Origin of the sequence: Pseudoalteromonas rhizosphaerae (assembly GCF_028885455.1) — a bacterium.
GTDB classification, from domain to species: Bacteria; Pseudomonadota; Gammaproteobacteria; order Enterobacterales; family Alteromonadaceae; genus Pseudoalteromonas; species Pseudoalteromonas rhizosphaerae.
On sequence record NZ_CP118496.1, the window covers coordinates 54370 to 75211 of the forward strand.

General features: G+C 41.5%; 23 protein-coding genes. 7 read left to right on the plus strand and 16 right to left on the minus strand.

The window, feature by feature from the left end:
• Positions 1 to 53: 53 nt before the first annotated feature.
• Positions 54 to 1862 (minus strand): assimilatory sulfite reductase (NADPH) flavoprotein subunit, encoded by a 1809-nt coding sequence (locus tag PVK79_RS00285; protein WP_182760123.1) that lies wholly within the window; start codon positions 1860 to 1862, stop codon positions 54 to 56.
• Positions 1863 to 2270: 408 nt separating this feature from the next.
• Between PVK79_RS00285 and PVK79_RS00290 the strand changes: the two genes are divergently transcribed.
• Positions 2271 to 3902, plus strand: a complete 1632-nt coding sequence (locus tag PVK79_RS00290) for an endonuclease (RefSeq protein ID WP_257325104.1) — start codon at positions 2271 to 2273, stop codon at positions 3900 to 3902.
• Positions 3903 to 4219: 317 nt separating this feature from the next.
• Positions 4220 to 5176 carry a HEPN domain-containing protein gene (locus tag PVK79_RS00295; RefSeq protein ID WP_257325105.1) on the plus strand — a complete coding sequence of 319 codons (957 nt, stop codon included), beginning with the start codon at positions 4220 to 4222 and terminating at the stop codon, positions 5174 to 5176.
• A gap of 283 nt (positions 5177 to 5459) precedes the next feature.
• On the opposite strand, the gene rpsQ is transcribed toward PVK79_RS00295, so the two are convergent.
• From rpsQ to rpsJ, 11 genes are read right to left on the minus strand one after another with little or no spacing between them, the layout of a single operon-like run.
• On the minus strand, positions 5460 to 5717 hold the full coding sequence (gene rpsQ / locus PVK79_RS00300) for a 30S ribosomal protein S17 (RefSeq protein WP_016709053.1): 258 nt from the start codon (positions 5715 to 5717) through the stop codon (positions 5460 to 5462).
• The gene (rpmC, locus tag PVK79_RS00305; RefSeq protein ID WP_054552371.1) at positions 5717 to 5908 is read right to left on the minus strand and encodes a 50S ribosomal protein L29; all 192 of its coding nucleotides are present in this window, start codon (positions 5906 to 5908) and stop codon (positions 5717 to 5719) included. The genes rpsQ and rpmC overlap by 1 nt, the downstream gene beginning before the upstream one ends.
• The gene (rplP, locus tag PVK79_RS00310) at positions 5908 to 6321 is read right to left on the minus strand and encodes a 50S ribosomal protein L16 (protein ID WP_002957890.1); all 414 of its coding nucleotides are present in this window, start codon (positions 6319 to 6321) and stop codon (positions 5908 to 5910) included. The genes rpmC and rplP overlap by 1 nt, the downstream gene beginning before the upstream one ends.
• 12 nt (positions 6322 to 6333) lie before the next feature.
• Positions 6334 to 7035 (minus strand): 30S ribosomal protein S3, encoded by a 702-nt coding sequence (rpsC, locus tag PVK79_RS00315; RefSeq protein WP_054206128.1) that lies wholly within the window; start codon positions 7033 to 7035, stop codon positions 6334 to 6336.
• Positions 7036 to 7046: 11 nt separating this feature from the next.
• Complete coding sequence (gene rplV / locus PVK79_RS00320; protein WP_004588690.1) at positions 7047 to 7379, minus strand: 50S ribosomal protein L22; 333 nt, start codon at positions 7377 to 7379, stop codon at positions 7047 to 7049.
• A gap of 14 nt (positions 7380 to 7393) precedes the next feature.
• Entirely contained in the window at positions 7394 to 7672 is a 279-nt protein-coding gene (gene rpsS, locus PVK79_RS00325) for a 30S ribosomal protein S19 (protein WP_010561269.1), read from the minus strand.
• Between the two features lie 15 nt (positions 7673 to 7687).
• Positions 7688 to 8512: a 50S ribosomal protein L2 gene (gene rplB / locus PVK79_RS00330; RefSeq protein WP_007376192.1), complete on the minus strand. Its 825-nt coding sequence runs from the start codon at positions 8510 to 8512 to the stop codon at positions 7688 to 7690.
• Positions 8513 to 8529: 17 nt separating this feature from the next.
• Positions 8530 to 8832 carry a 50S ribosomal protein L23 gene (gene rplW, locus PVK79_RS00335; RefSeq protein ID WP_054206127.1) on the minus strand — a complete coding sequence of 101 codons (303 nt, stop codon included), beginning with the start codon at positions 8830 to 8832 and terminating at the stop codon, positions 8530 to 8532.
• A complete protein-coding gene (gene rplD, locus PVK79_RS00340) occupies positions 8829 to 9434 on the minus strand; it encodes a 50S ribosomal protein L4 (RefSeq protein WP_054206126.1) in 606 nt (201 codons plus the stop codon). Before rplD ends, rplW begins: the two co-directional genes overlap by 4 nt.
• A gap of 17 nt (positions 9435 to 9451) precedes the next feature.
• Complete coding sequence (gene rplC / locus PVK79_RS00345) at positions 9452 to 10087, minus strand: 50S ribosomal protein L3 (protein ID WP_054206125.1); 636 nt, start codon at positions 10085 to 10087, stop codon at positions 9452 to 9454.
• 27 nt (positions 10088 to 10114) lie between these two features.
• The gene (gene rpsJ / locus PVK79_RS00350) at positions 10115 to 10426 is read right to left on the minus strand and encodes a 30S ribosomal protein S10 (protein ID WP_002957900.1); all 312 of its coding nucleotides are present in this window, start codon (positions 10424 to 10426) and stop codon (positions 10115 to 10117) included.
• Positions 10427 to 10845: 419 nt separating this feature from the next.
• Between rpsJ and plsB the strand changes: the two genes are divergently transcribed.
• On the plus strand, positions 10846 to 13290 hold the full coding sequence (gene plsB, locus PVK79_RS00355; protein ID WP_182731740.1) for a glycerol-3-phosphate 1-O-acyltransferase PlsB: 2445 nt from the start codon (positions 10846 to 10848) through the stop codon (positions 13288 to 13290).
• Positions 13291 to 13304: 14 nt separating this feature from the next.
• Here the strand turns inward: plsB and tesB are convergent, their stop codons facing one another.
• Positions 13305 to 14162 (minus strand): acyl-CoA thioesterase II, encoded by an 858-nt coding sequence (gene tesB / locus PVK79_RS00360; RefSeq protein WP_145237887.1) that lies wholly within the window; start codon positions 14160 to 14162, stop codon positions 13305 to 13307.
• 76 nt (positions 14163 to 14238) lie between these two features.
• Here tesB and PVK79_RS00365 point away from each other — a divergent pair, with 76 nt between their 5' ends.
• Together PVK79_RS00365 and PVK79_RS00370 are read left to right on the plus strand one after the other, a co-directional pair.
• On the plus strand, positions 14239 to 14697 hold the full coding sequence (locus PVK79_RS00365; RefSeq protein WP_257325106.1) for an EVE domain-containing protein: 459 nt from the start codon (positions 14239 to 14241) through the stop codon (positions 14695 to 14697).
• 87 nt (positions 14698 to 14784) lie between these two features.
• Entirely contained in the window at positions 14785 to 15816 is a 1032-nt protein-coding gene (locus PVK79_RS00370) for a cytosolic protein (protein ID WP_149980444.1), read from the plus strand.
• A 62-nt stretch (positions 15817 to 15878) separates the two neighbouring features.
• On the opposite strand, the gene PVK79_RS00375 is transcribed toward PVK79_RS00370, so the two are convergent.
• Both PVK79_RS00375 and PVK79_RS00380 read right to left on the minus strand, forming a co-directional pair.
• The gene (locus PVK79_RS00375; RefSeq protein WP_145237876.1) at positions 15879 to 16088 is read right to left on the minus strand and encodes a PLDc N-terminal domain-containing protein; all 210 of its coding nucleotides are present in this window, start codon (positions 16086 to 16088) and stop codon (positions 15879 to 15881) included.
• Positions 16088 to 17155 carry a potassium channel family protein gene (locus PVK79_RS00380; RefSeq protein ID WP_145237873.1) on the minus strand — a complete coding sequence of 356 codons (1068 nt, stop codon included), beginning with the start codon at positions 17153 to 17155 and terminating at the stop codon, positions 16088 to 16090. Before PVK79_RS00380 ends, PVK79_RS00375 begins: the two co-directional genes overlap by 1 nt.
• Before the next feature lie 168 nt (positions 17156 to 17323).
• On the opposite strand from PVK79_RS00380, the gene PVK79_RS00385 reads away from it, so the two are divergent.
• Positions 17324 to 18274 (plus strand): chemotaxis protein CheV, encoded by a 951-nt coding sequence (locus tag PVK79_RS00385; RefSeq protein WP_145237870.1) that lies wholly within the window; start codon positions 17324 to 17326, stop codon positions 18272 to 18274.
• Between the two features lie 165 nt (positions 18275 to 18439).
• Entirely contained in the window at positions 18440 to 19753 is a 1314-nt protein-coding gene (locus tag PVK79_RS00390) for a short-chain fatty acid transporter (protein ID WP_182735459.1), read from the plus strand.
• A gap of 51 nt (positions 19754 to 19804) precedes the next feature.
• On the opposite strand, the gene PVK79_RS00395 is transcribed toward PVK79_RS00390, so the two are convergent.
• The gene (locus tag PVK79_RS00395) at positions 19805 to 20821 is read right to left on the minus strand and encodes a metalloprotease (protein ID WP_257326418.1); all 1017 of its coding nucleotides are present in this window, start codon (positions 20819 to 20821) and stop codon (positions 19805 to 19807) included.
• Positions 20822 to 20842 lie beyond the last annotated feature (21 nt).

Sequence of the window (20842 nt, forward strand, 5' to 3'; positions counted from 1 at the left end):
TGTTACAGTGACGGCTGTTAGCTTTGCTTTTATAAAGTAAGCAACGTCTACGCTTAGTACACGTCTTTCTGATAGCGATTTGCGCTACGTAAATCTTTTAAATACTGCTCAGCGTCTTCATCGTTCTTACCGCTGTTTTCTTTGATGATATCAACCAATGCCTGGTGTACATCTTTCGCCATGCGATTTGCGTCACCACAAATATAAAAATGCGCGCCCGCTTCTAGCCATGCAAATACGTCTTTGCTGTTTTGGCGTAGCTTGTCTTGCACGTAGACCTTCTCTGCTTGGTCACGGCTAAACGCCACATCAACTTTACTTAGTAGCCCTGATTTTAAGTAACCTTGAATTTCTACTTGATATAAGAAATCTTGGGTAAAGTGTGGATTACCAAAGAATAACCAGTTTTTACCGGATGCTTCGCGGGCATCACGTTCTTGCAAGAAAGCACGGAACGGCGCAATACCAGTACCAGGGCCAACCATAATCACTGGCGTTTCGTCGTTAGTTGGCAAACGGAAGTTATCATTATGCTCGCTATATACTTTTACTTTACAACCTTCTTCAGCACGACGTGCTAAATAACCAGAACAACCACCTAAATGCTCACTACCGAATGCTTCAAATTCAACTAGACCAATGGTTAAGTGCACTTCATCTTCAACTTCTGCTTGGCTTGACGCAATTGAATATAAACGTGCTTGCAGTTTACGTAGGCAATCAACAAACGTTTGTGCCTCAAGCGCAGCTGGATTTTGGCGGATCACATCAAAGATTTGGCGAGGCTCAATATATTCACGCATTGCCGCTTTATCTTCAACCAGCTTTAATAGCTCAGGCGCACCTGTCGCTATCGCGTACTTTTCAACAAAGCCAGGGTATGACTGAGTCAATTCAAGTTTTTCAATCAGTGCATCACGAACACTGAGCTCTTCATCAGCGATTTTAACTTTGCTGGCACCATCAATTTGCGTCAGTGTCAGTACTTCATCAACCAGAATCTCATCATTTAAAAAATACACGCCTAATGAATCGCCCGGTGTGTAAGTAATATCAGATCCTTCCAGTGAAATCTCAACATGGCGCACATCTTTGCTAGAGTCACGACCAGTGATCTTTTGCACTAGGCTAAGTTCTGCTGGAAATGGGTTTTGCTTAGTATATTGGCTGGCAGCTGTTGCTGGTGCACCAAATGACACCACTTGCCCACCTGTTGCGCCTTGCTGTGCTTTTAAATCAGGTTCAAATGCATCAAGTGCTCCGCTGATCCAGCTGGCGGCTTCATCATCGTAATCAACGTCTAAATCAGCACGCTGATAAATGGTTTCTGCACCGAGCTTATTTAAGCGCTGTTCAAAGTCTTTTGCTGTTTGACAGAAGAACTCATAGCTTGAATCACCTAAACCTATAACCGCAATTTTAACGCCATCAAGCTTAGGCGCTTTTTTGGTTGCTAAAAACTCATGTAATGTTTCGGCATCTTCCGGCGGCTCACCTTCACCGTAAGTAGAAACAACGACAGTTAAGAATTTTTCTTTTTTCAGGGCCGTTGGTTTGTAATCAGCCATGCTAACCAGCTTAACAGCTAAACCACGAGACTCCGCTTGCTCTTTGAGCTTAGTCGCTACACCTTTTGAATTACCGGTTTGTGAGCCATATAAAATGGTCAATGCCGCTGCATCCCCAACACTTGGCGCAGCACCTACAACACCACCTAATGCCGCCGTATTGGCATTCGCAGCAAGATAACCACTTACCCAAGCTTGCTGGATTGGATTAAGCTCAGCCACTAAACCTTGTAGCTTCTGTACTTGCTCTTGCGATAGCGGACTTGCTAGCGCATTGAGTTGACTTAACAACATGAATTAATTCCCCGTAACCCTGAAAGTTATCTGCAAAATGCTCACTGATTGCAGTAATCACTTTGCCTAAAATTTGTGTCAACTTTAAGGCAAATAACTCAGGCCCTAAAGATTTCTCTGAGTGTGAAGAATAACGGGGTACGCGCCAATAAAAAAAGAATAGAATCTGCTTTGTTATTCCATTTAGTTATTAATTTATAAATTAACCAGTAAAAACAGATTAAAAGGTAACAAATAACTGCTTACGATTTCAGCACCACACTTAGCCGATCAGAAATATCATACAAAAATTTATTCACTTCATTCTTTTCAAAACAGGTATTAACTTTTTTGCAACAAATCTTGGGTAGGCTATAGTGGATTTGGCCACATTCTGTGCGCCTACTATAAATATAATAAGGAAACACTATGTCACACGGGGCATATAGAAAACTCATACTCAGCAGTGCTATGTTAGCTACAGCACTTCCCTGCATGGCCAGCATTAATAATGGTGACTTTGAAAACTGGTCAGGTAATAGCCCAAACGGCTGGAGCACGATTGACTCAGGTATTACACTATCAGCTTCAAATAGCATAGTGAATTCAGGATCTCTTGCTGCAAAAGTAGTGGTTAATACCGCTAGTCAAAGCAATACTGATTTACTGCAAGAAGTTACTGTTGAGGCCGGCAAAAGCTACTTATTCTCAAGCTGGGTTTATCACACCGAAGGCGGCATTAAAGCGCGCTTAATTGCCGACGGCTATCAAGGCTATTCAGATCCAGCGTTATTAAATCAGTGGCAACAAATAAGCTATACATATACAGCAACCAACAATGCTACGATTACCGTGGGCCTGCGTTTTTACGATGTCAGCGGCTTTGATGGCAGTGAAACTGTTTATGTGGATAGTTTTACACCAGGTTCTAGTGATACCACCCCACCGCCACCAGTCGGTTGTGCTGATAACACTGTTAACTTAGCACTGACAACTGATAACTATGGCGAAGAGACTAGCTGGCAGATCACTAACGCCCAAGGCATAGCAGTTGCGTCAGGTGGCAGTTATAGTGGCAACAACAGCTATACAGAGCAAGCCTGCTTAGTTGATGGCGATTACACGTTTAGTATTTTTGATAGTTACGGCGACGGTATTTGCTGTTCATTTGGTAATGGCAGCTACGCGCTAACATCCGCCCAAACAACATTGGCTAGCGGCAGTAGTTTTCAAAGCAGTGAAGCAACTCCCTTTATACTTGGTGATAATACCAACCCAGAAACGCCGCCCAGCGAGCCAACTGGCTACTATGTTACAGCACAAGGTTTAACGGGCTATGCACTTAAAACCGCGCTTTATAACATTATTAAAGGTCACAACTCACAAGGTTATTCAGCTATTTGGAGTTTTTACGATCTTGCTTCACGGGATAAGTCCTTTGAAAATGACAATTCAATACTCGATCGCTATTCAGAAAATCCCACCGGTCAAGACAGCTATAACTATGTCGCTGTAAGTGATCAATGCGGCACTTACAATAGTGAAGCTGATTGTTATAACCGCGAACATTCATTTCCGAAAAGTTGGTTTGGCGGCACAAATGAGCCTATGAACTCAGACGTACATCATATTTTTGCAACCGATGGTTATGTTAATTCAAAACGTAGCAATTACCCATTTGGCGAAGTAGGCAGTGCCAGTTTCACCTCAAGCAATGGCAGTAAGCTTGGCAGCGCAGCCAGCTCGATTAATTACTCTGGCACGGTATTTGAGCCAATCGATGAGTTTAAAGGTGACTTTGCTCGCGCCTACTTCTATATGGCAACCCGCTACGAAAACGTCATTGGTACTTGGCAAAACAACACCACGACTAGTAATGCCGTGCTTAACGGCTCTAGTAACCAAGTGTTTGAGAATTGGGTAGTAACTATGTTGGTTAATTGGCATAACGACGATCCAGTCAGTCAACTTGAACTAGATAGAAACCAAGCCGCTTATGAGCATCAAGGCAATCGCAATCCATATATCGATCATCCAGAATTTGTTGAGATGATTTGGTAAAGGTCAGCGGTCAGCGGTCAGCGGTCAGCGGTCAGCGGTCAGCGGTCAGCGGTCAGCGGTCAGCGGTCAGCGGTCAGCGGTCAGCGGTCAGCGGTCAGCGGTCAGCGCAGAAAAACATCAGCCTTTGCATTTGCAAAGGCTTTTTATCAAATGACTTTAGTAATCTAGCTTATTGTATAACATCAATATATTAACCATCTAATATCATAGGTCGTATGTCATAAAAATATACCCACCATCCAGAAAGCGATTATGCAAAATGAACTGCATGTTGTATAAATACTAAAATATTAATTGCGCAAGAACCTTTAATTCTAATGAAAAAATATAAGTTCATCTCAACACTCCGCTACCTTTCAATTTCAGAACCAATAGAGGGATGGATAACTTTGATGCCGGGAATTGATATTACGAATGATAAAAATCTGATTTTGAGCATTATCGATTGTGAATTTAAAGAGACAGCAGGAGTGATTGAGTACGAACATTTCATTCATGCCGATAATATTATTTACTGTGACATTGATGATACCGTTTTTGATAAAGGTGAAGATAGCCACAAAGCTTTATTCATTTGGTTATTTTGGTTAAAAATGCTTTTAAATGATCTATGGTTTATAAAAGACAATGCCGTCATTTGCGAGGCCGCATTTTGTAAGCTAACAGATTCAAAACATAGTGCTTGGACTCGGAATAATTTAACTAGTCCTGCATTTATGAATTCCGGAAAGTCATTTACGAATATTGAAATGACTATTGAAGACTTAAAAAAATGGAATGAAAAAAGTGATCAAATTCAATCATATTTATGTAACTCAAAGTCTACTTTTAAAGATTCATTTACCAATATGCATTTTTCACGTATTGGGCGAAGTATGAGGTTTATAGAAGCAGCATCTCGAGAAAGTCATCCTGCGGTTAAATTGGCTCATTATTGCAGTGCTTTCGAAAGTCTTTTCTCTACCGACAGTTCAGAGCTAACCCATAAATTATCTGAGCGTGTAGCATTATTCCTTAAAGATTTTGGTTTCGACCCCATTGAGGTATTTGATGATTTGAAATCATTTTACGGTATTAGATCAAAAGTCATACATGGTGATAGTTTAAAAACCAATAAAGAATTATTTTTATCCGATATGAGTCAGAAGTGTGATAACTATTTACGATGTATACTTAACATTATTTTTAGCGATGATAAGTTACTAGCTCTGTTTGATGGTAAGAAAGATTATTTTGAAAAATTCTTCAAAAACAAATTATTTATGATGACATAACCCCATAAAAACCCGATTAATAAAAAAGACAAAGCCTTTTTTCATTACAGCTTAATTCACAGCCCGAAGGAAGTTAGTCATTCGTTCAATGTTTAAGTTATCCCATTCGTACTTATGAGTAGCCCGATATTTTTATTCGTTCTCCAGCAATACTCAACCCAATCTACGGGGCTCAAATTCACTGCAAGCAGCTGAAAGCTTACCGCTATAGCTTATAGCTTCTTTAAAAACAAAAAGCCCCAGCTAATGCCGGGGCTTTTTATAAAACAGACTTAATTAAAAGTTAAGCTTGTTTTGGACTAGAAATAACGTCTACTAATGTCCAAGACTTAGTCTTAGAGATTGGAGCGCATTCACGGATAGTAACAACGTCACCCGCTTTTGCTGTGTTATTTTCGTCATGTACGTGTAATTTAGTCGTACGTTTGATGAATTTCCCATAGATTGGGTGCTTCACGTAACGTGCGATAGCGATAGTGAAAGATTTTTCCATCTTGTCGCTGATTACAGTGCCTTGAAGAGTACGAATTTTATCACTCATTATTGACCTGCCTTCTGGTTAATAACTGTTTTTACACGCGCGATATCGCGACGTACTGTTCTTAGCGTGTGAGTTTGAGCTAACTGACCAGTGCTTGCTTGCATGCGCAGGTTAAACTGCTCACGAAGAAGACCTAGAAGTTCAGCATTAAGCTCTTCTACGCTTTTATCTTTTAGTTCGCTTGCTTTCATCACATTACCGTCCGAGTTACGAAAGTTGTTTTGAATGGCAGTTTACGAGCAGCAAGGTCGAATGCTTCACGAGCAAGCTCTTCAGAAACACCTTCCATTTCGTAAAGTACTTTACCAGGCTGAATTTCAGCAACCCAATATTCAACAGAACCTTTACCTTTACCCATACGAACTTCAAGAGGCTTTTCTGTGATCGGTTTGTCAGGGAAGACACGGATCCAGATTTTACCTTGACGTTTCACGTGACGTGTCATGGCACGACGAGCTGCTTCGATTTGACGAGCAGTCATGCGGCCACGGCCAGTAGCTTTCAAACCGAAAGTACCGAAGCTTACTTTGTTACCGTTTTGCGCTAAACCACGGTTGCGGCCTTTGTGCATTTTACGGAATTTTGTACGTTTTGGCTGTAACATTACTCGCTACCTCTACTTAGCACTTTTTTTGGCTTTCTTTGGTGCGCGTTTAGCTGGCTTCTCTTGCTCTTGTACTAGTGGTAAACCACCAATAACTTCGCCTTTGAAGATCCAAACTTTAACACCAATGATACCATAAGTGGTTAAGGCTTCAGAAGTTGCGTAGTCGATATCAGCACGAAGAGTATGTAGAGGTACACGACCTTCACGATACCATTCTGAACGTGCGATTTCTGCGCCGCCAAGACGACCGCTAACTTCAACTTTGATCCCTTTAGAACCGATGCGCATTGCATTTTGTACCGAACGCTTCATAGCGCGACGGAACATAACACGACGCTCTAGTTGAGAGGCAATGCCGTCTGCTACTAGTTGTGCATCTAGTTCTGGTTTACGTACTTCAGAAATATTGATCTGAGCAGGTACACCAGCAATCTTAGTTACCGCTTGACGTAATTTTTCTACGTCTTCGCCTTTTTTACCGATAACAACACCCGGACGAGCCGTGTGAATTGTTACGCGGATTGATTTTGCTGGACGCTCAATAACGATTTTAGACACAGAAGCCGCTTTCAATTCCTTAGTAAGGAATGTACGTACTTTGTGATCGCCAAAAAGCTGTGCAGAGAAATCTTTTGAACTCGCGTACCAGGTAGAAACCCAAGGTTTAGATATACCTAGGCGAATACCAGTAGGATGAACTTTTTGTCCCATTACTTATACTCCTAGCTATCTGAAACCACAACAGTGATGTGGCTTGTACGCTTAAGGATGCGGTCTGCGCGTCCTTTAGCACGTGGCATAATACGTTTCATTGTTGGACCATCGTCCACAAAGATCGTTGTTACACGTAGCTCATCAATGTCAGCACCTTCGTTATGCTCTGCGTTAGCAATAGCAGACTCAAGTACTTTCTTAACTAATACAGCCGCTTTCTTAGGGCTGTACGCCAGGATTTCTAGTGCGCGATCGACAGGTAACCCGCGGATCTGATCTGCAACTAGACGTGCTTTTTGCGCCGAACCAGAGGCGAATTTATGTTTAGCTAATGCTTGCATTTATCATTCCCCTCTTAACGTTTCTTCGCTTTCTTATCCGCAGCGTGGCCACGGTAAGTGCGAGTTGGTGCAAATTCACCTAGTTTGTGACCGATCATTTCGTCAGAAACGAAAACTGGTACATGCTGGCGACCATTATGGACAGCAATGGTCAATCCGATCATGTTAGGTATGATCATTGAACGACGGCTCCAAGTTTTAATTGGCTTCTTGTCACCGCTTTCCAAAGCTTTCTCTACCTTCTTCAGCAAGTGTAGGTCTATAAAAGGACCCTTCTTGAGAGAGCGTGGCATGGCTATTCCTCAATATTACTTAGTACGACGACGTACTATAAATTTATCCGTACGCTTGTTCTTACGCGTCTTAGCACCTTTAGTCGGCTTACCCCATGGAGACACAGGATGACGACCACCAGATGTACGACCTTCACCACCACCGTGTGGGTGATCAACCGGGTTCATGGCAACACCACGAACTGTCGGACGAATACCACGCCAGCGATTTGCACCTGCTTTACCAAGTGAACGAAGCATATGCTCAGCATTGCCTACTTCACCTAGCGTCGCACGACAATCTGATTCAACTTTACGAACTTCGCCTGAACGAAGACGTAATGTTACATACTGACCATCACGAGCAAGGATTTGAACGTATGCACCAGCAGAACGTGCGATTTGAGCACCTTTACCTGGTTTTAATTCTACGTTGTGAACAGTCGAACCTACAGGCATATTGCGCATAGGTAATGCATTACCAGGCTTGATTGGTGCATCAACACCAGACTGGATTGCATCACCAGCTTTTAAGCCTTTTGGTGCGATAATGTAACGACGCTCACCGTCTGCATATAATACAAGTGCGATGTTTGCGCTACGATTTGGATCATATTCTAAACGCTCAACAGTGGCTGGAATGCCATCTTTAGTACGTTTAAAATCGATTAAACGGTAATGCTGCTTATGACCACCACCGATATGACGAACCGTAATACGACCATTGTTATTACGACCACCTGATTTAGAGTTTTTCTCTAATAGTGGTGCGTATGGCTTGCCCTTATGTAGATCTGGGTTTACCACTTTAACTAGGTGACGACGACCCGCAGAAGTTGGCTTACACTTTTGAAGTGCCATAATTCTAACTCCCCTTATTACTCGGCGCCGCCGACAAAGTCTAGTTCGCTGCCTTCTTTAAGAGTAACGTAAGCTTTTTTCCAGTCGCTACGACGACCGAAACGTGCGCCAGTACGTTTTGTTTTACCCTTAACATTAAGTGTGCGAACACCAGTTACTTCCACTTCAAAAAGCTTCTCTACAGCTGCTTTAACTTCAGCTTTAGTTGCGTCATTTACTACTTTGAAAACGATAGTGTTGTTTTCTTCAGCAGCAATAGTGCTTTTTTCAGAGATATGTGGAGCAAGGATCACTTTTAAAAGACGTTCTTCACGAATCATGCTAGCGTCTCCTCAAGTTGCTTAACAGCAGCTGCTGTAATAAGTACCTTATCGAAAGCGATTAAGCTTACAGGGTCGATACCAGCTACATCACGCGTGTCAACCTTGTACAGGTTACGTGCCGATAAAAATAGATTCTCATCTACTTCTTCAGTTACGATTAGAACATCTTTAAGCTCAAGTTCTTTAAGCTTAGCAACTAGTTCTTTAGTTTTTGGTGCTGCTAGAGCAAAACTTTCAACAACGATTAAACGCTCTTGACGAACTAATTCAGATAAAATGCTTTTGATCGCACCGCGGTACATTTTACGGTTTACTTTTTGGCTGTGGTCTTGTGGTTTAGCTGCGAAGCTAACGCCACCTGAACGCCAAATTGGACTACGGATTGTACCAGCACGTGCACGGCCAGTACCTTTTTGAGCCCATGGTTTTTTACCACCACCGCTTACTTCAGAACGTGTCTTCTGAGCACGAGTACCTTGACGAGCACCTGCTGCGTATGCAACAACTACTTGATGTACTAATGCTTCGTTAAACTCACGTCCAAAAGTAGCTTCAGAAACTTCAAGACCGCCAGAAGCGTCTTTAATTGCTAATTCCATCACTAAATCTCCAGGACTTATGCTTTAACAGCAGGTTTAACGATAACGTCACCGCCGATAGCGCCAGGTACTGCACCTTTAACTAAAAGCAAGTTACGCTCAGCGTCAACGCGTACTAGTTCTAAGTTTTGAGTCGTTACACGCTCAGCACCCATATGACCGGCCATTTTCTTACCTTTAAACACCTTACCAGGTGATTGGTTTTGACCGATTGAACCAGGAGCACGGTGAGATAGAGAGTTACCATGTGTAGCGTCTTGCATGCTGAAATTCCAGCGCTTAACACCACCTTGGAAACCTTTACCTTTAGAAGTACCGGTTACGTCAACTTTGTTGATTTCGTTGAATAATTCAACAGTAAGCTCAGCGCCTACTTCAAAATCGCCTTCACCACCATTTAGGCGGAATTCCCACAGACCGCGACCCGCTTCAACACCAGCTTTAGCGAAGTGACCCGCTGTTGCTTTGTTTACACGGCTTGCTTTTTTAGTGCCTGCGGTTACTTGAAGCGCGTTATAACCGTCTGTTGCGTCAGATTTGATCTGAGCAATGCGGTTAGGTGTCGCTTCAATAACTGTCACAGGGATAGATACACCATCTTCAGTGAAGATACGTGTCATACCCACTTTACGACCGACTAGACCTAATGCCATTTTCCTAAAACCTCTCTAATCTTTCGATTAACCCAGGCTGATTTGAACATCAACACCAGCAGCAAGATCTAAACGCATAAGTGCGTCAACAGTCTTGTCAGTTGGTTCTACGATGTCGATCAGACGTTTATGGGTGCGGATCTCGTACTGATCACGCGCATCTTTATTAACGTGCGGTGATGTAAGTACAGTAAAACGTTCAAAGCGTGTAGGTAGTGGAATTGGACCACGTACTTGTGCGCCAGTGCGTTTCGCAGTTTCCACGATTTCCGCCGTTGATTGGTCAATCAAACGGTGGTCAAAAGCTTTTAGGCGAATACGAATGCGTTGATTTGACATTCTTAAACCTCAATATAAAGAGCATTTAAAAGAGCATAAAAAAACGACCGAAACAATCTTAAAAACATAAGATGCCGGTTGTTGATTTATATCTACGTTGAGTTCCAAATCGGAACTCCTGTTTTATTAGCTTGAAATCCAAGCTTAATGTTCCTTCCAAGTTCCCGGGGGAATTTTGAAAGCCTGCGTATTATAGTGATATTGGTGATAAATGCAACAACTATTTCAAACTACCAGAATGAGGATTATTTATACTGTAAAAAAGGGTTGTCACTATGTCGTCATTACTGGGAATTTACTATAGTTAGGAAGCCATGCAATCGTACTTGGCACTAATGATAATGGTCAGTCCAGTTTTTAATTGTTATTATTCATCCTTATTTTGCTTTTATCTCTTAATCCTTAACCTTGGTGAGTTGATGCGTATTTTTAATTATTGCTTGAATTTTGTGTCTATGGTGATGAATCGCCTATTTGTGAAAAGCAAAGTACTGCCCGAGAACCCAATTGAACAATACGGTCTTAATCCCGCCTACCCTACTTTTTATATAGTTAAACTTAATGCTCGCTCAGATTTAGCGGCTCTTGACCGAGTTTGTAAAAAGTACAACCTGCCCAGACCAACTGAACAACAGCTGTTGGGTAATGCAGAGTTAGACCGCTTTATTGGCCTACAAAATCCACCACCACTGTTTGGCAGCCAAGCGAAGCCAACTGACGCGCTAAACCAGGGTAAACAAATAATTGCTCAACTATTTACCAGTGGCGAAAAAAACGTGCAAGTCATTCCGGTCACTATTTTATGGGGTCGTAATCCAGGTAAAGAAAAACCAGGTTTAGGTACGCTGGTTTCGCACTCACTTACACCTAGCTGGTTTCGTAAGTTTTTTGTATTACTGTTTTCAGGGCGTGATAACTTTATACGTTTTAGTCAACCGTTGGATTTATCGTTATTAGTAAATGAAAAAGCCGATGTTGATGAGTTACCTCATAAATTACTTCGCGTCGCTAGGGTGCATTTTCGGCGTCAAAAATTGGCGGCAACGGGCCCTAAAATGCCCTCACGCGAGCAACTATTTAATTCATTGTTAGCATCACCGACTATAAAAAAAGCAATTAACGATGAAGCAAAAAGCAAAAAAATCAGCCATGAGCAAGCACGGCAAAATGCGTTAAAGCTATTAGATGAGATTGCTGCTAACTACAGTGATGCCACCATACGTGTTGCAGATCGTGTATTAACCTGGCTATGGAACAAGCTCTATAACGGCATTGATATAAAATACACCGAACAAATCCATGATCTAACCAATAAAGGTCATGAAATTATTTATATGCCGTGTCATCGCAGCCACATGGATTACTTATTACTTACCTACTCGATTTATCATCTTGGTTTAGTACCACCACATATTGCTGCTGGTATTAACTTAAACTTCTTCCCAGCAGGCGGCATATTCCGCCGCAGTGGCGCATTTTTTATTCGCCGCTCATTTGCTGGCAACAAGCTTTACTCTGCTGTATTTAAAGAGTATTTAAGTCAGTTGTTTATCAAAGGTTACTCAGTTAAGTTTTATACTGAGGGCGGACGTAGCCGTACCGGGCGTTTACTACCACCAAAAACAGGTATGTTGGCGATGACACTACAAGCTATGTTACGTGGTATTGATCGCCCTATTTCGATTGTGCCGGTGTACATTGGTTATGAACACGTCATGGAAATAAATACTTATCTGAAAGAACTCGCAGGTGATGATAAAAAAGGCGAGTCGATTTTCGGTATTTTCAAAGCCATTAAAAATCTCAAAAACTATGGCCGCGGCTATTTGAATTTTGGCGATCCGATTTCGGTTAATCAATATTTAAATGAGCATCAACCTGATTGGCGTGAATCTATTCACCCAACTGATGTTCAAAAACCACAATGGCTTGGTCCGCAAGTGGCGACTTTAGCGGATAAAGTGATGGTTAATATTAATAGTGCCGCCGCGCTTAACGCAGTTAATTTACTGGCAATGATCTTACTGGTAAATGATAAGCAAGCATTGAGCAAGCCTAAATTGTTAGCACAACTAGACTTTTACTTACATTTACAACGTAGCGCTAGTTACAGTGAAAAAATCACCACCCCAGATGAAACTTCATCACAGTTACTCGAACATGCTTTAAAGCTGAATAAATTTGACGTTATAAGCGATGAGTTTGGCGAGATTATCGCGATTAACGATAAAGAGAAAATCCTCTTTAACTACTACCGTAATAATATTCTCCATGTGTTTGCCGTACCAAGCTTACTGGCACTGCATATATTTAAAAGCCATAAAACGACAGTATCGCAGTGCCAAAAATTGGTTAACTGTTTTTACCCGATGTTTGCTAAAGAATGGTTTTTACACGAACTTGATGAAAATTATATCACCCGCATACTGGCCAGCTTTGTAGATCAAGATTTAATAGAAATAGATGGTGATAACATAAAAATCACCAACAGTAATGATTGCTTAGCCAAGCTGGAAATTCTAGGTCGTGCGCTTAGCTTAACCCTGCAACGCTACGCCATTGTGATTGGCTTTATTCAAACCAGTAAAGAAATTGAACGCGAAGAGCTTGAACGCGAAAGCCAAGTATTAGCGCAGCGCTTAGGTACCTTGCATGGTATTAAGACCCCTGAGTTTTTTGACAAAAAAGTATTGGTAGGCTTTATTAGCAACTTGCGCGAACAAAGTTTAATTAGCGAAACCGAGAATGGCTTACAGGGCAGTACTGAACTTTGTGAAGTGTATATTCACCTTAAAGCCTTGCTGCCAGCGCGAGTCTGGCAGTCAATTAGTGATATTGTGCAAGGACAATGTAAGCAAAAATAACTGCAAGCGGCATATTAACGCTGACGCATTACACCTTCTTGGATCGTTGAGGCAACTAAATTGCCTTGACGGTCAAAGAACTGACCACGCACCAACCCCCGCCCTGAGCTCGCACTTGGGCTGTCAATGGTATATAAAATCCAATCATCCATTCGAAACGGACGATGAAACCACATCGCATGGTCAATTGTTGCTACTTGCATGTTTGGCTGCATAAACGAGACACCATGGGGCTGTAGAGCCGTTGGTAAAAACTCAAAGTCAGACGCATATGCCAATAAATAGTTATGAATACGTTGATCATCTGGCATCTCGCCATTGGCTTTGAACCAAATATGTTTAACCGGCTCCATTACCTCTGGCTTAAATGGGTTATGAAAGGTGACCGGACGCATTTCAATCGGCATTTCGCGAATAAACTTATTGCGGATCACCTCAGGTATATGAGATGCGTGCTCTTGATAAAACTCCAGTGATGAGCGCAGCTCCTCAGGAGCAGGTACATCCGGCATAGTAGCTTGATGCGACAAGCCATCTTCAGCACCTTGAAATGATGCCGTCATATAAAAAATAGGTTTTCCATATTGAATAGCACTAACTCGGCGAGTACTAAAGCTTTTACCATCACGGATCGTTTCAACATCGTACACAATTGGCTTTGCAGCATCACCAGGGCGTAAAAAATAAGAATGCAGTGAATGAACAATACGGCCTTCCGGTAAGGTTTCTTTAGCTGCAGACAGTGCTTGGCCCATGACTTGACCACCAAATACCGCACGAAAACCCAAATCTTGGCTTTGCCCTCGATACAAGCCCTGCTCTATTTCTTCTAACGTTAATAACGACAATAAATCATCTAAAACTTGGCTCATAGTTGCTCCTCAATCCCATTTAGATTTTAATGATACTATAGACAAGTATGATGTAAATATTTCAAGGATCCTAGTTATGGCGTATTGGTTATTTAAAACTGAACCCGATGCATTTTCAATCGACGATTTAAAAAGCGCCTCTGCACAAACCACTGCATGGGAAGGTGTGCGCAACTACCAAGCCCGTAATTTTATGCGCGATGGCGTAAAGCTCGGCGATTTAGTGATGATTTACCATTCTAGCTGTAAACACGTCGGCGTTGCAGGTATCGCAATAGTGACTACTGAAGCCTACCCAGATCCTTGCCAGTTTGATTTAAGCAGTGATTATTACGATCCTAAATCAACCAGTGATAAACCGAGATGGGTTGTGGTTGATGTGACCTATCAGCAGCATTTAAATAAATTAGTCAGCTTAAAAGCGATTAAAGAAAACGACGCCATCACCGAAATAGCTCTAAAAAAAGGTGGTCGATTATCGGTAATGCCAGTAACTAAAGCGGATTGGCAAGCAATTATAAAAATGGCAGAGTAACAACAATAATTTGCTGCTAATACATCACGTTTTCCTTCTTTTTCCAAATTTGCTAAAATAGGTGGCTTGTTTTAGTTAGGGGGTTAGATGAAATTACTGTATTGGTTAGATGAGTGGTTAACTCTACCTCAAGATGAACAGCAAACCAGATTACCTATCTCTGGAGGCGATTTACTTGGCGATGTTTTTGTTAAGTATCACTTTATTGATATAAATAAGCCTTTATTGTTCACCTTTTCTCCTGCAGGTACTAATTACCAAGAGCATGATCTCAATGATGATTTTAGCCCTTGGGGATTTCAACTAGCGCAAAAACAACATGTGAATGTTATTTCTTTTCAGCACTTAGGAATAAGTAATTGGTTTAGACACCGTAATTTACTGTTTTTCCTCGAGCAACTCGCTCCCTTGCTAACACCCTTTACCCAGCGATTAGGCTACGGCTTAAGCCGAGGTGGCTTTGCTGTGGGTGCATTTGCTAATTTACTAAAGCTAGATAAGGTACTGTTATTTCACCCTGTTAGCACCAAAAATAAAGCACTTGCTCCTTGGGATGACCGCTCAAGTACGGATATAGCACAACAATTCGATTGGGAGCAAGATTACCACGATCTCGATTTAGGCAATGCTAAAGGCTATATAATTTACGACCCGACCAATCGTATTGACCGTGGCCATGCTAAGCGCTATTCGCAACTAACCCACTTACGCGTGTTTGGTATGGGTCACAGTACCCATGCCACCTACCTAAATAAATTTGGCTTTTATAAACAAGTGGCCGTCGACTTTATTAGCCATCAACAAGTCGATATTGCGCAATTTCGCCTACAAACCAAAACCCTGCGCTTTAAAGAAGACTATTATAGAAGGCTCAACAAGGCGAATGCTAAATCGGCACACCGCCAAGTATTATTAAGCAAAGCACACAACATACTAATTGATGAAAAAGCAGCGCATGTGCAAGAGCATCAAGCCAAAATTGATATTCAACCATTGATTGATGTCGCGCTAAAGCACCAAGATGAACACCCTAAGGATGCCATTCAGCTGCTGGAAGTTGCTCAGCAACTTGCCCCTGATGATCCTTTAGTGGAGCACAAACTAAAACAGTTAAAATAAAAAGCCGTGCTTGTTTAATCAAGCACGGTTGGCAAATTTATATGTAAACTGACAACTCAATTTTAACCTTTCTTTTTCTTGGTAGTTTTCTTTTTGTGCCCGTGCTTGGGCACTATCGCAAAGTACATTATCAGTGCGAGCCATGAAAAGAAAATGATGCCGATTAACCAGCCATTTTTTTCGTGGCCTTGCGTACGTTTACTATTGAGCACAATCACTACTGGGAGTATATATGCGCTCAAAAGTAGAATTAAAAACGCCACTTCATTCATTACTTAGCAAGCCCCTGCCAATCAACTTCGCTGCTTAAAACACGATCAACCGCAATGTAATGTAAAATATCACCACTGTTAACCGGATAATCCAGTGGTGGATTTAAATCCATATTTTGCGCACTCAGGTTGTGAGCAACACCAAGTAAAATAGCATCATGGTCGTGTTTAAAATGATGAAATAATTTACCAAATTCCATTACCGCTAAATCAGCAGGAATAGCTAAACTAAACTGGGTATCACCATGCAAAGTAGATAATAATTCCTCTTGTACACGACTTGAGCCGGGGTCTTGCATTGAACGTACTAGAATTTCGGCTGACTTAGCCGTTGAACATTCCACGTTGTAACAATGTTCTAGTAGCATTTCGACTTTACTCTCATCGTTAAAGTGCGCACTAATATGGCAGTCATCTTTCACTAATTTACTAATGCGCAGGGCGGTCGTAAAAGTTTCGTCGTCGTCTTGCCCGTCAATAATAATTTTATCTGCCAGTTTAATTGCGACCCTTTCCAGCTCGCTTAAATCTGTAAAACTAGTTAAGCGCACAAAATCAACATGGGCATTAGCTAAAAACGGATGCTCCATTGACTCTGTGACCGCAAGCAAAATTCGTCGATCCAAACGCTTTTGGTCAGCGAGAATATAATCAATCATTTTTTTAGTACGAATTTGATGCCAGCCAAAAATAATAATGTGATTGTGAAAATGTGCAAAACTTTTATCACCCGTCATAGCGCGCCTAATTAAATAAGTAACTGTTTGCCCTGTTTTACCTAACAGGACACCAAATAAAGCTAAACCAAATGGAATTTGCAGTATCGCCACAATCCATCTACCCAGATCTGTAGTTGCACTAAAATCACCATATCCTACCGTTGAGGTAGTAACGATATAGTAATAAACAAAAGTGCTAATTGGCCTCAGTGCGGCTTCTTCAGCGAAGATTAACAACAACCAGATCAAGACCATATGTAATAATGTCGCAATAGCGACAGCTTGCCAACTAACCTGATCAATATGGTTTCTGACTAGTAAAAATAATCGTTTAAATATAAAAGGCATGCCCACACTTGGTTATTCAGCTATCAATTATCGATAAGTTACTGTAATGCTTAAATGAAGGCAATGGTTGAAATACTTTTGAGGATCAAGATTATTATCTAGACTGCTTTTTTAAAGTAGAACAGTGTAAGCTATACTTGAATTATTAATTATAAAGTCGAGCGTGTTATGTCAGGTGTATTAGCTTCTGTTGATCAACGAACTCAACTCGTTGGTGAAAATCGCTTAGAGTTATTATTGTTTTATTTGCACAGTCGCCACTTGTTTGCTCTTAATGTCTTTAAAGTTAAAGAAGTAGTGAAACTGCCGCATCTTAGTATCATTCCACATGCCCATCCTAAAATATCAGGCGTGGCCAATATTCGTGGTGAATCAATCCCTGTTATTGATTTACGCCAAGCGATTTGCATGTCTGCGGCTAAGAACACTGAAGATAGTAACTTAGTGATCACTGAATACAATCGCACAGTACAAGGGTTTCTAATTGGTAAGGTTGATCAAATCGTTAATATGACATGGTCAGATATAATGCCACCGCCTTCCTCTATCGGTAAAAATCATTATCTAACTGCGCTCACTAAAATTCAACGTGATGGCCAAGAGCAGTTAGTAGAGATCATTGATGTAGAAAAAGTACTAGCAGAAATTGTTGAGTACGAAGTACAAATTTCTGATGAGGTGCTTGATCAAAGTATCGTAAACGAATTTGTTGGCCGAAAAATACTCCATGCTGACGACTCACCTACAGCACGAAAACAAGTGAGCGATACATTAACGCAGTTGGGTATTGAGATTATCCCAGCCAGTAATGGTCTTGAAGCACTCAATATGCTTAAAGCCTGGGCTGATAAAGGCATGGACGTAGAAAAAGAGTTACTGATGGTGATCACCGATGCAGAAATGCCAGCAATGGATGGTTATCGCTTAACGCACGAGATCCGTAACGATAACCGCTTAAAAAATCTGCATGTGGTACTTAACACATCCCTCAGTGGCAGCTTTAACCAAGCCATGGTCGAGAAAGTGGGTTGCAATGCGTTTTTATCTAAATTTCAACCAGACTTACTCGTAGAAGAAGTACAAACACGTTTAAAAGCGGTCCTCGCACCACAGAAATAGCACTGTATCTAAGCGTGGCTTATGCCACGCTCGTGCTTGAATTAACGTTTGTTATAATGACGAAGAAATACGCGATTTAACACCACGACTACAACTCTATTTGCCAATTAAACACTTTCGTGATTAATTGGCAATATGTAGCAATAATCAAAACACACAATCATTATGCTAAATCATGTTGCCAAACCGTTCACTAAATTAGTGGAACGTTACCTACCCGATCCATTTATTTTTGTTATTTTACTCACACTACTTACCTTTATAATTGCGTGTGTAGTGACACCTTCAAACCCACAACAAGTGCTGAGCGCGTGGGGCAGTGGTTTTTGGAACTTACTGAGTTTTGCCATGCAGATGCTGTTGGTATTACTCACCGGATATATGCTGGCAAGTACACCGATGATGAGCCGACTGCTCACGCAATTAGCAAAACTTGCCAATACTGCGCCAAAAGCTATTTTATTAGTGACTTTTGTATCATTACTCGCCAGTTGGATTAACTGGGGATTTGGCTTAGTTATTGGCGCTTTATTTGCCAAAGCCATTGCCCGCCACATACTAGTTGATTATCGCTTACTGGTTGCCAGTGCGTATTCTGGCTTTATTGTTTGGCATGGTGGCTTGGCAGGCTCAATTCCTTTAACTATCGCAACGTCAGGGCATTTTTCACAGCAAAGCATTGGTGTGATAAACACCAGCGAAACACTTTTTTCAGGATTTAATATAGCCATAGTTATTGGCTTATTTATCATTATGCCACTGGTTAATCGTTATATGTTACCCAGCGCCAAAGACAGCATTTATGTTGATAAAACGCTATTAGCAGAACCGATACCTAAACCCAACAATGTTACTCGCCCTGCCGATAAAATTGAACACAGTAAGTTATTAGGACTAGGCATTGGAGTGCTTGGGCTAGTTTATTTAGCTAATTATTTTGTGTTTAGTGGCGGCTCACTTAATTTAAACAGTGTGATTGCACTGTTTTTATTTTCTGCGATTTTACTGCATCAAACGCCGTATAATTTACTTAATAGCCTGCAGCAAGCAGTCCCCAGCGGCGCAGGGATTATTATCCAGTTTCCATTTTATGCTGGGATCATGGCAATCATGGTACAAACAGGTTTGGCGCAGCAAATATCACAAGGATTTATCGCCATCGCCAGTGCACAATCACTGCCGTTTTGGAGCTTTTTAAGCGCGGGATTAGTCAATATATTTGTGCCATCTGGCGGTGGACAATGGGCGGTACAAGCACCGATAGTGATACCAGCAGCACAAGCTCTGGGTGCAGATATGCCACGCGTGGCTATGGCGGTAGCGTGGGGTGATGCGTGGACTAACCTGATTCAACCATTTTGGGCCTTGCCAGTGCTAGCAATTGCCGGCCTAAAAGCCAAAGACATTATGGGCTTTTGTTTAGTGCAGCTAATTATAACCGGCGTGTTTATATCCTTGGTGTTGAGTTTTTATCCGTAACGCTTGCTGCAAAAATATAGCGTGAGTAACACCTCACGCTATTTAAATTTGTTAACTCGACAATATCTTCATCGGCAGGCTTAAAATTGCATTTTCAGAGTCAGCAAAATGCATCATCACAGCCACATGGCCTGCAACTACTAAAGCGTACATCACGGCCGAAAAACCTTGCCCATATTTATCTAGTGGCAGTAAATGTGAATAGTGGCGGCCGCGCCATTCAAAGGCTATTTCCAGTGCACCGATAAATAAGAAAAACACTAATAGCATTAAGCCAAAGGTGTAGCTTAGCCATAAGCCAAATAACACGCCTAAAATACAAATACTCGATCCAACCCATGAACGCATTGAGAAGCTAATACTTTTTAATACATGCCCGCCATCAAGCGGCAAGATAGGTAACAAGTTAAATAAATTCAATAATGCGCTGAGTACTGCGACCCCGGCGAATATTTCCATCTCAGTGGCGTAATAAAGCACCACCCCCATTACGGAGGTGATCAAACCAAATGCGGGCCCCATTAAAGAAATCACCACATCTTGCCAGCGGGTGGTAATTTTATCGTCGCTCACCGCAAGACCACCGACGAACGGGATCAAGTAAATGCCTTTGGTTTTAATCCCAAAATATTGCATTGCTCTAACATGGCCGTATTCGTGGATCACTAAACAGGCAATCAGCATCAAGGCAAATTCAAAGGTGAACAGCCACGCATAACCAGCCACTGAGGCGCCAGCTAACGCCACTTTAACAACTTTGGCACTTTTAAAGATCTTAAAACCAAGCGCAAATAATCCAAGCAGCCCCTGCTTAGGTTTGGTTTTTTCAATTGGTGGCAAGGTGAGCTGTTGTACAAATTGATTATTAATATGAAGTGATAAACTTTGTTCAACTACAGCACTGGTGTCTAAGCCAATTACTTGATCGTCAAGTTTAAATTCAAAATAATTTTCGCGCGGATTATCAAACCCAATCGCTTGTTGTTGCTGAAAAATTTTTACAATTTGTTGCCCTGCGAGCACTAAACTAAATTGTTGATCAGCGAGGGTCAGCTGTATTTGCATGATGTCACTTTAAACCTTAAAAAT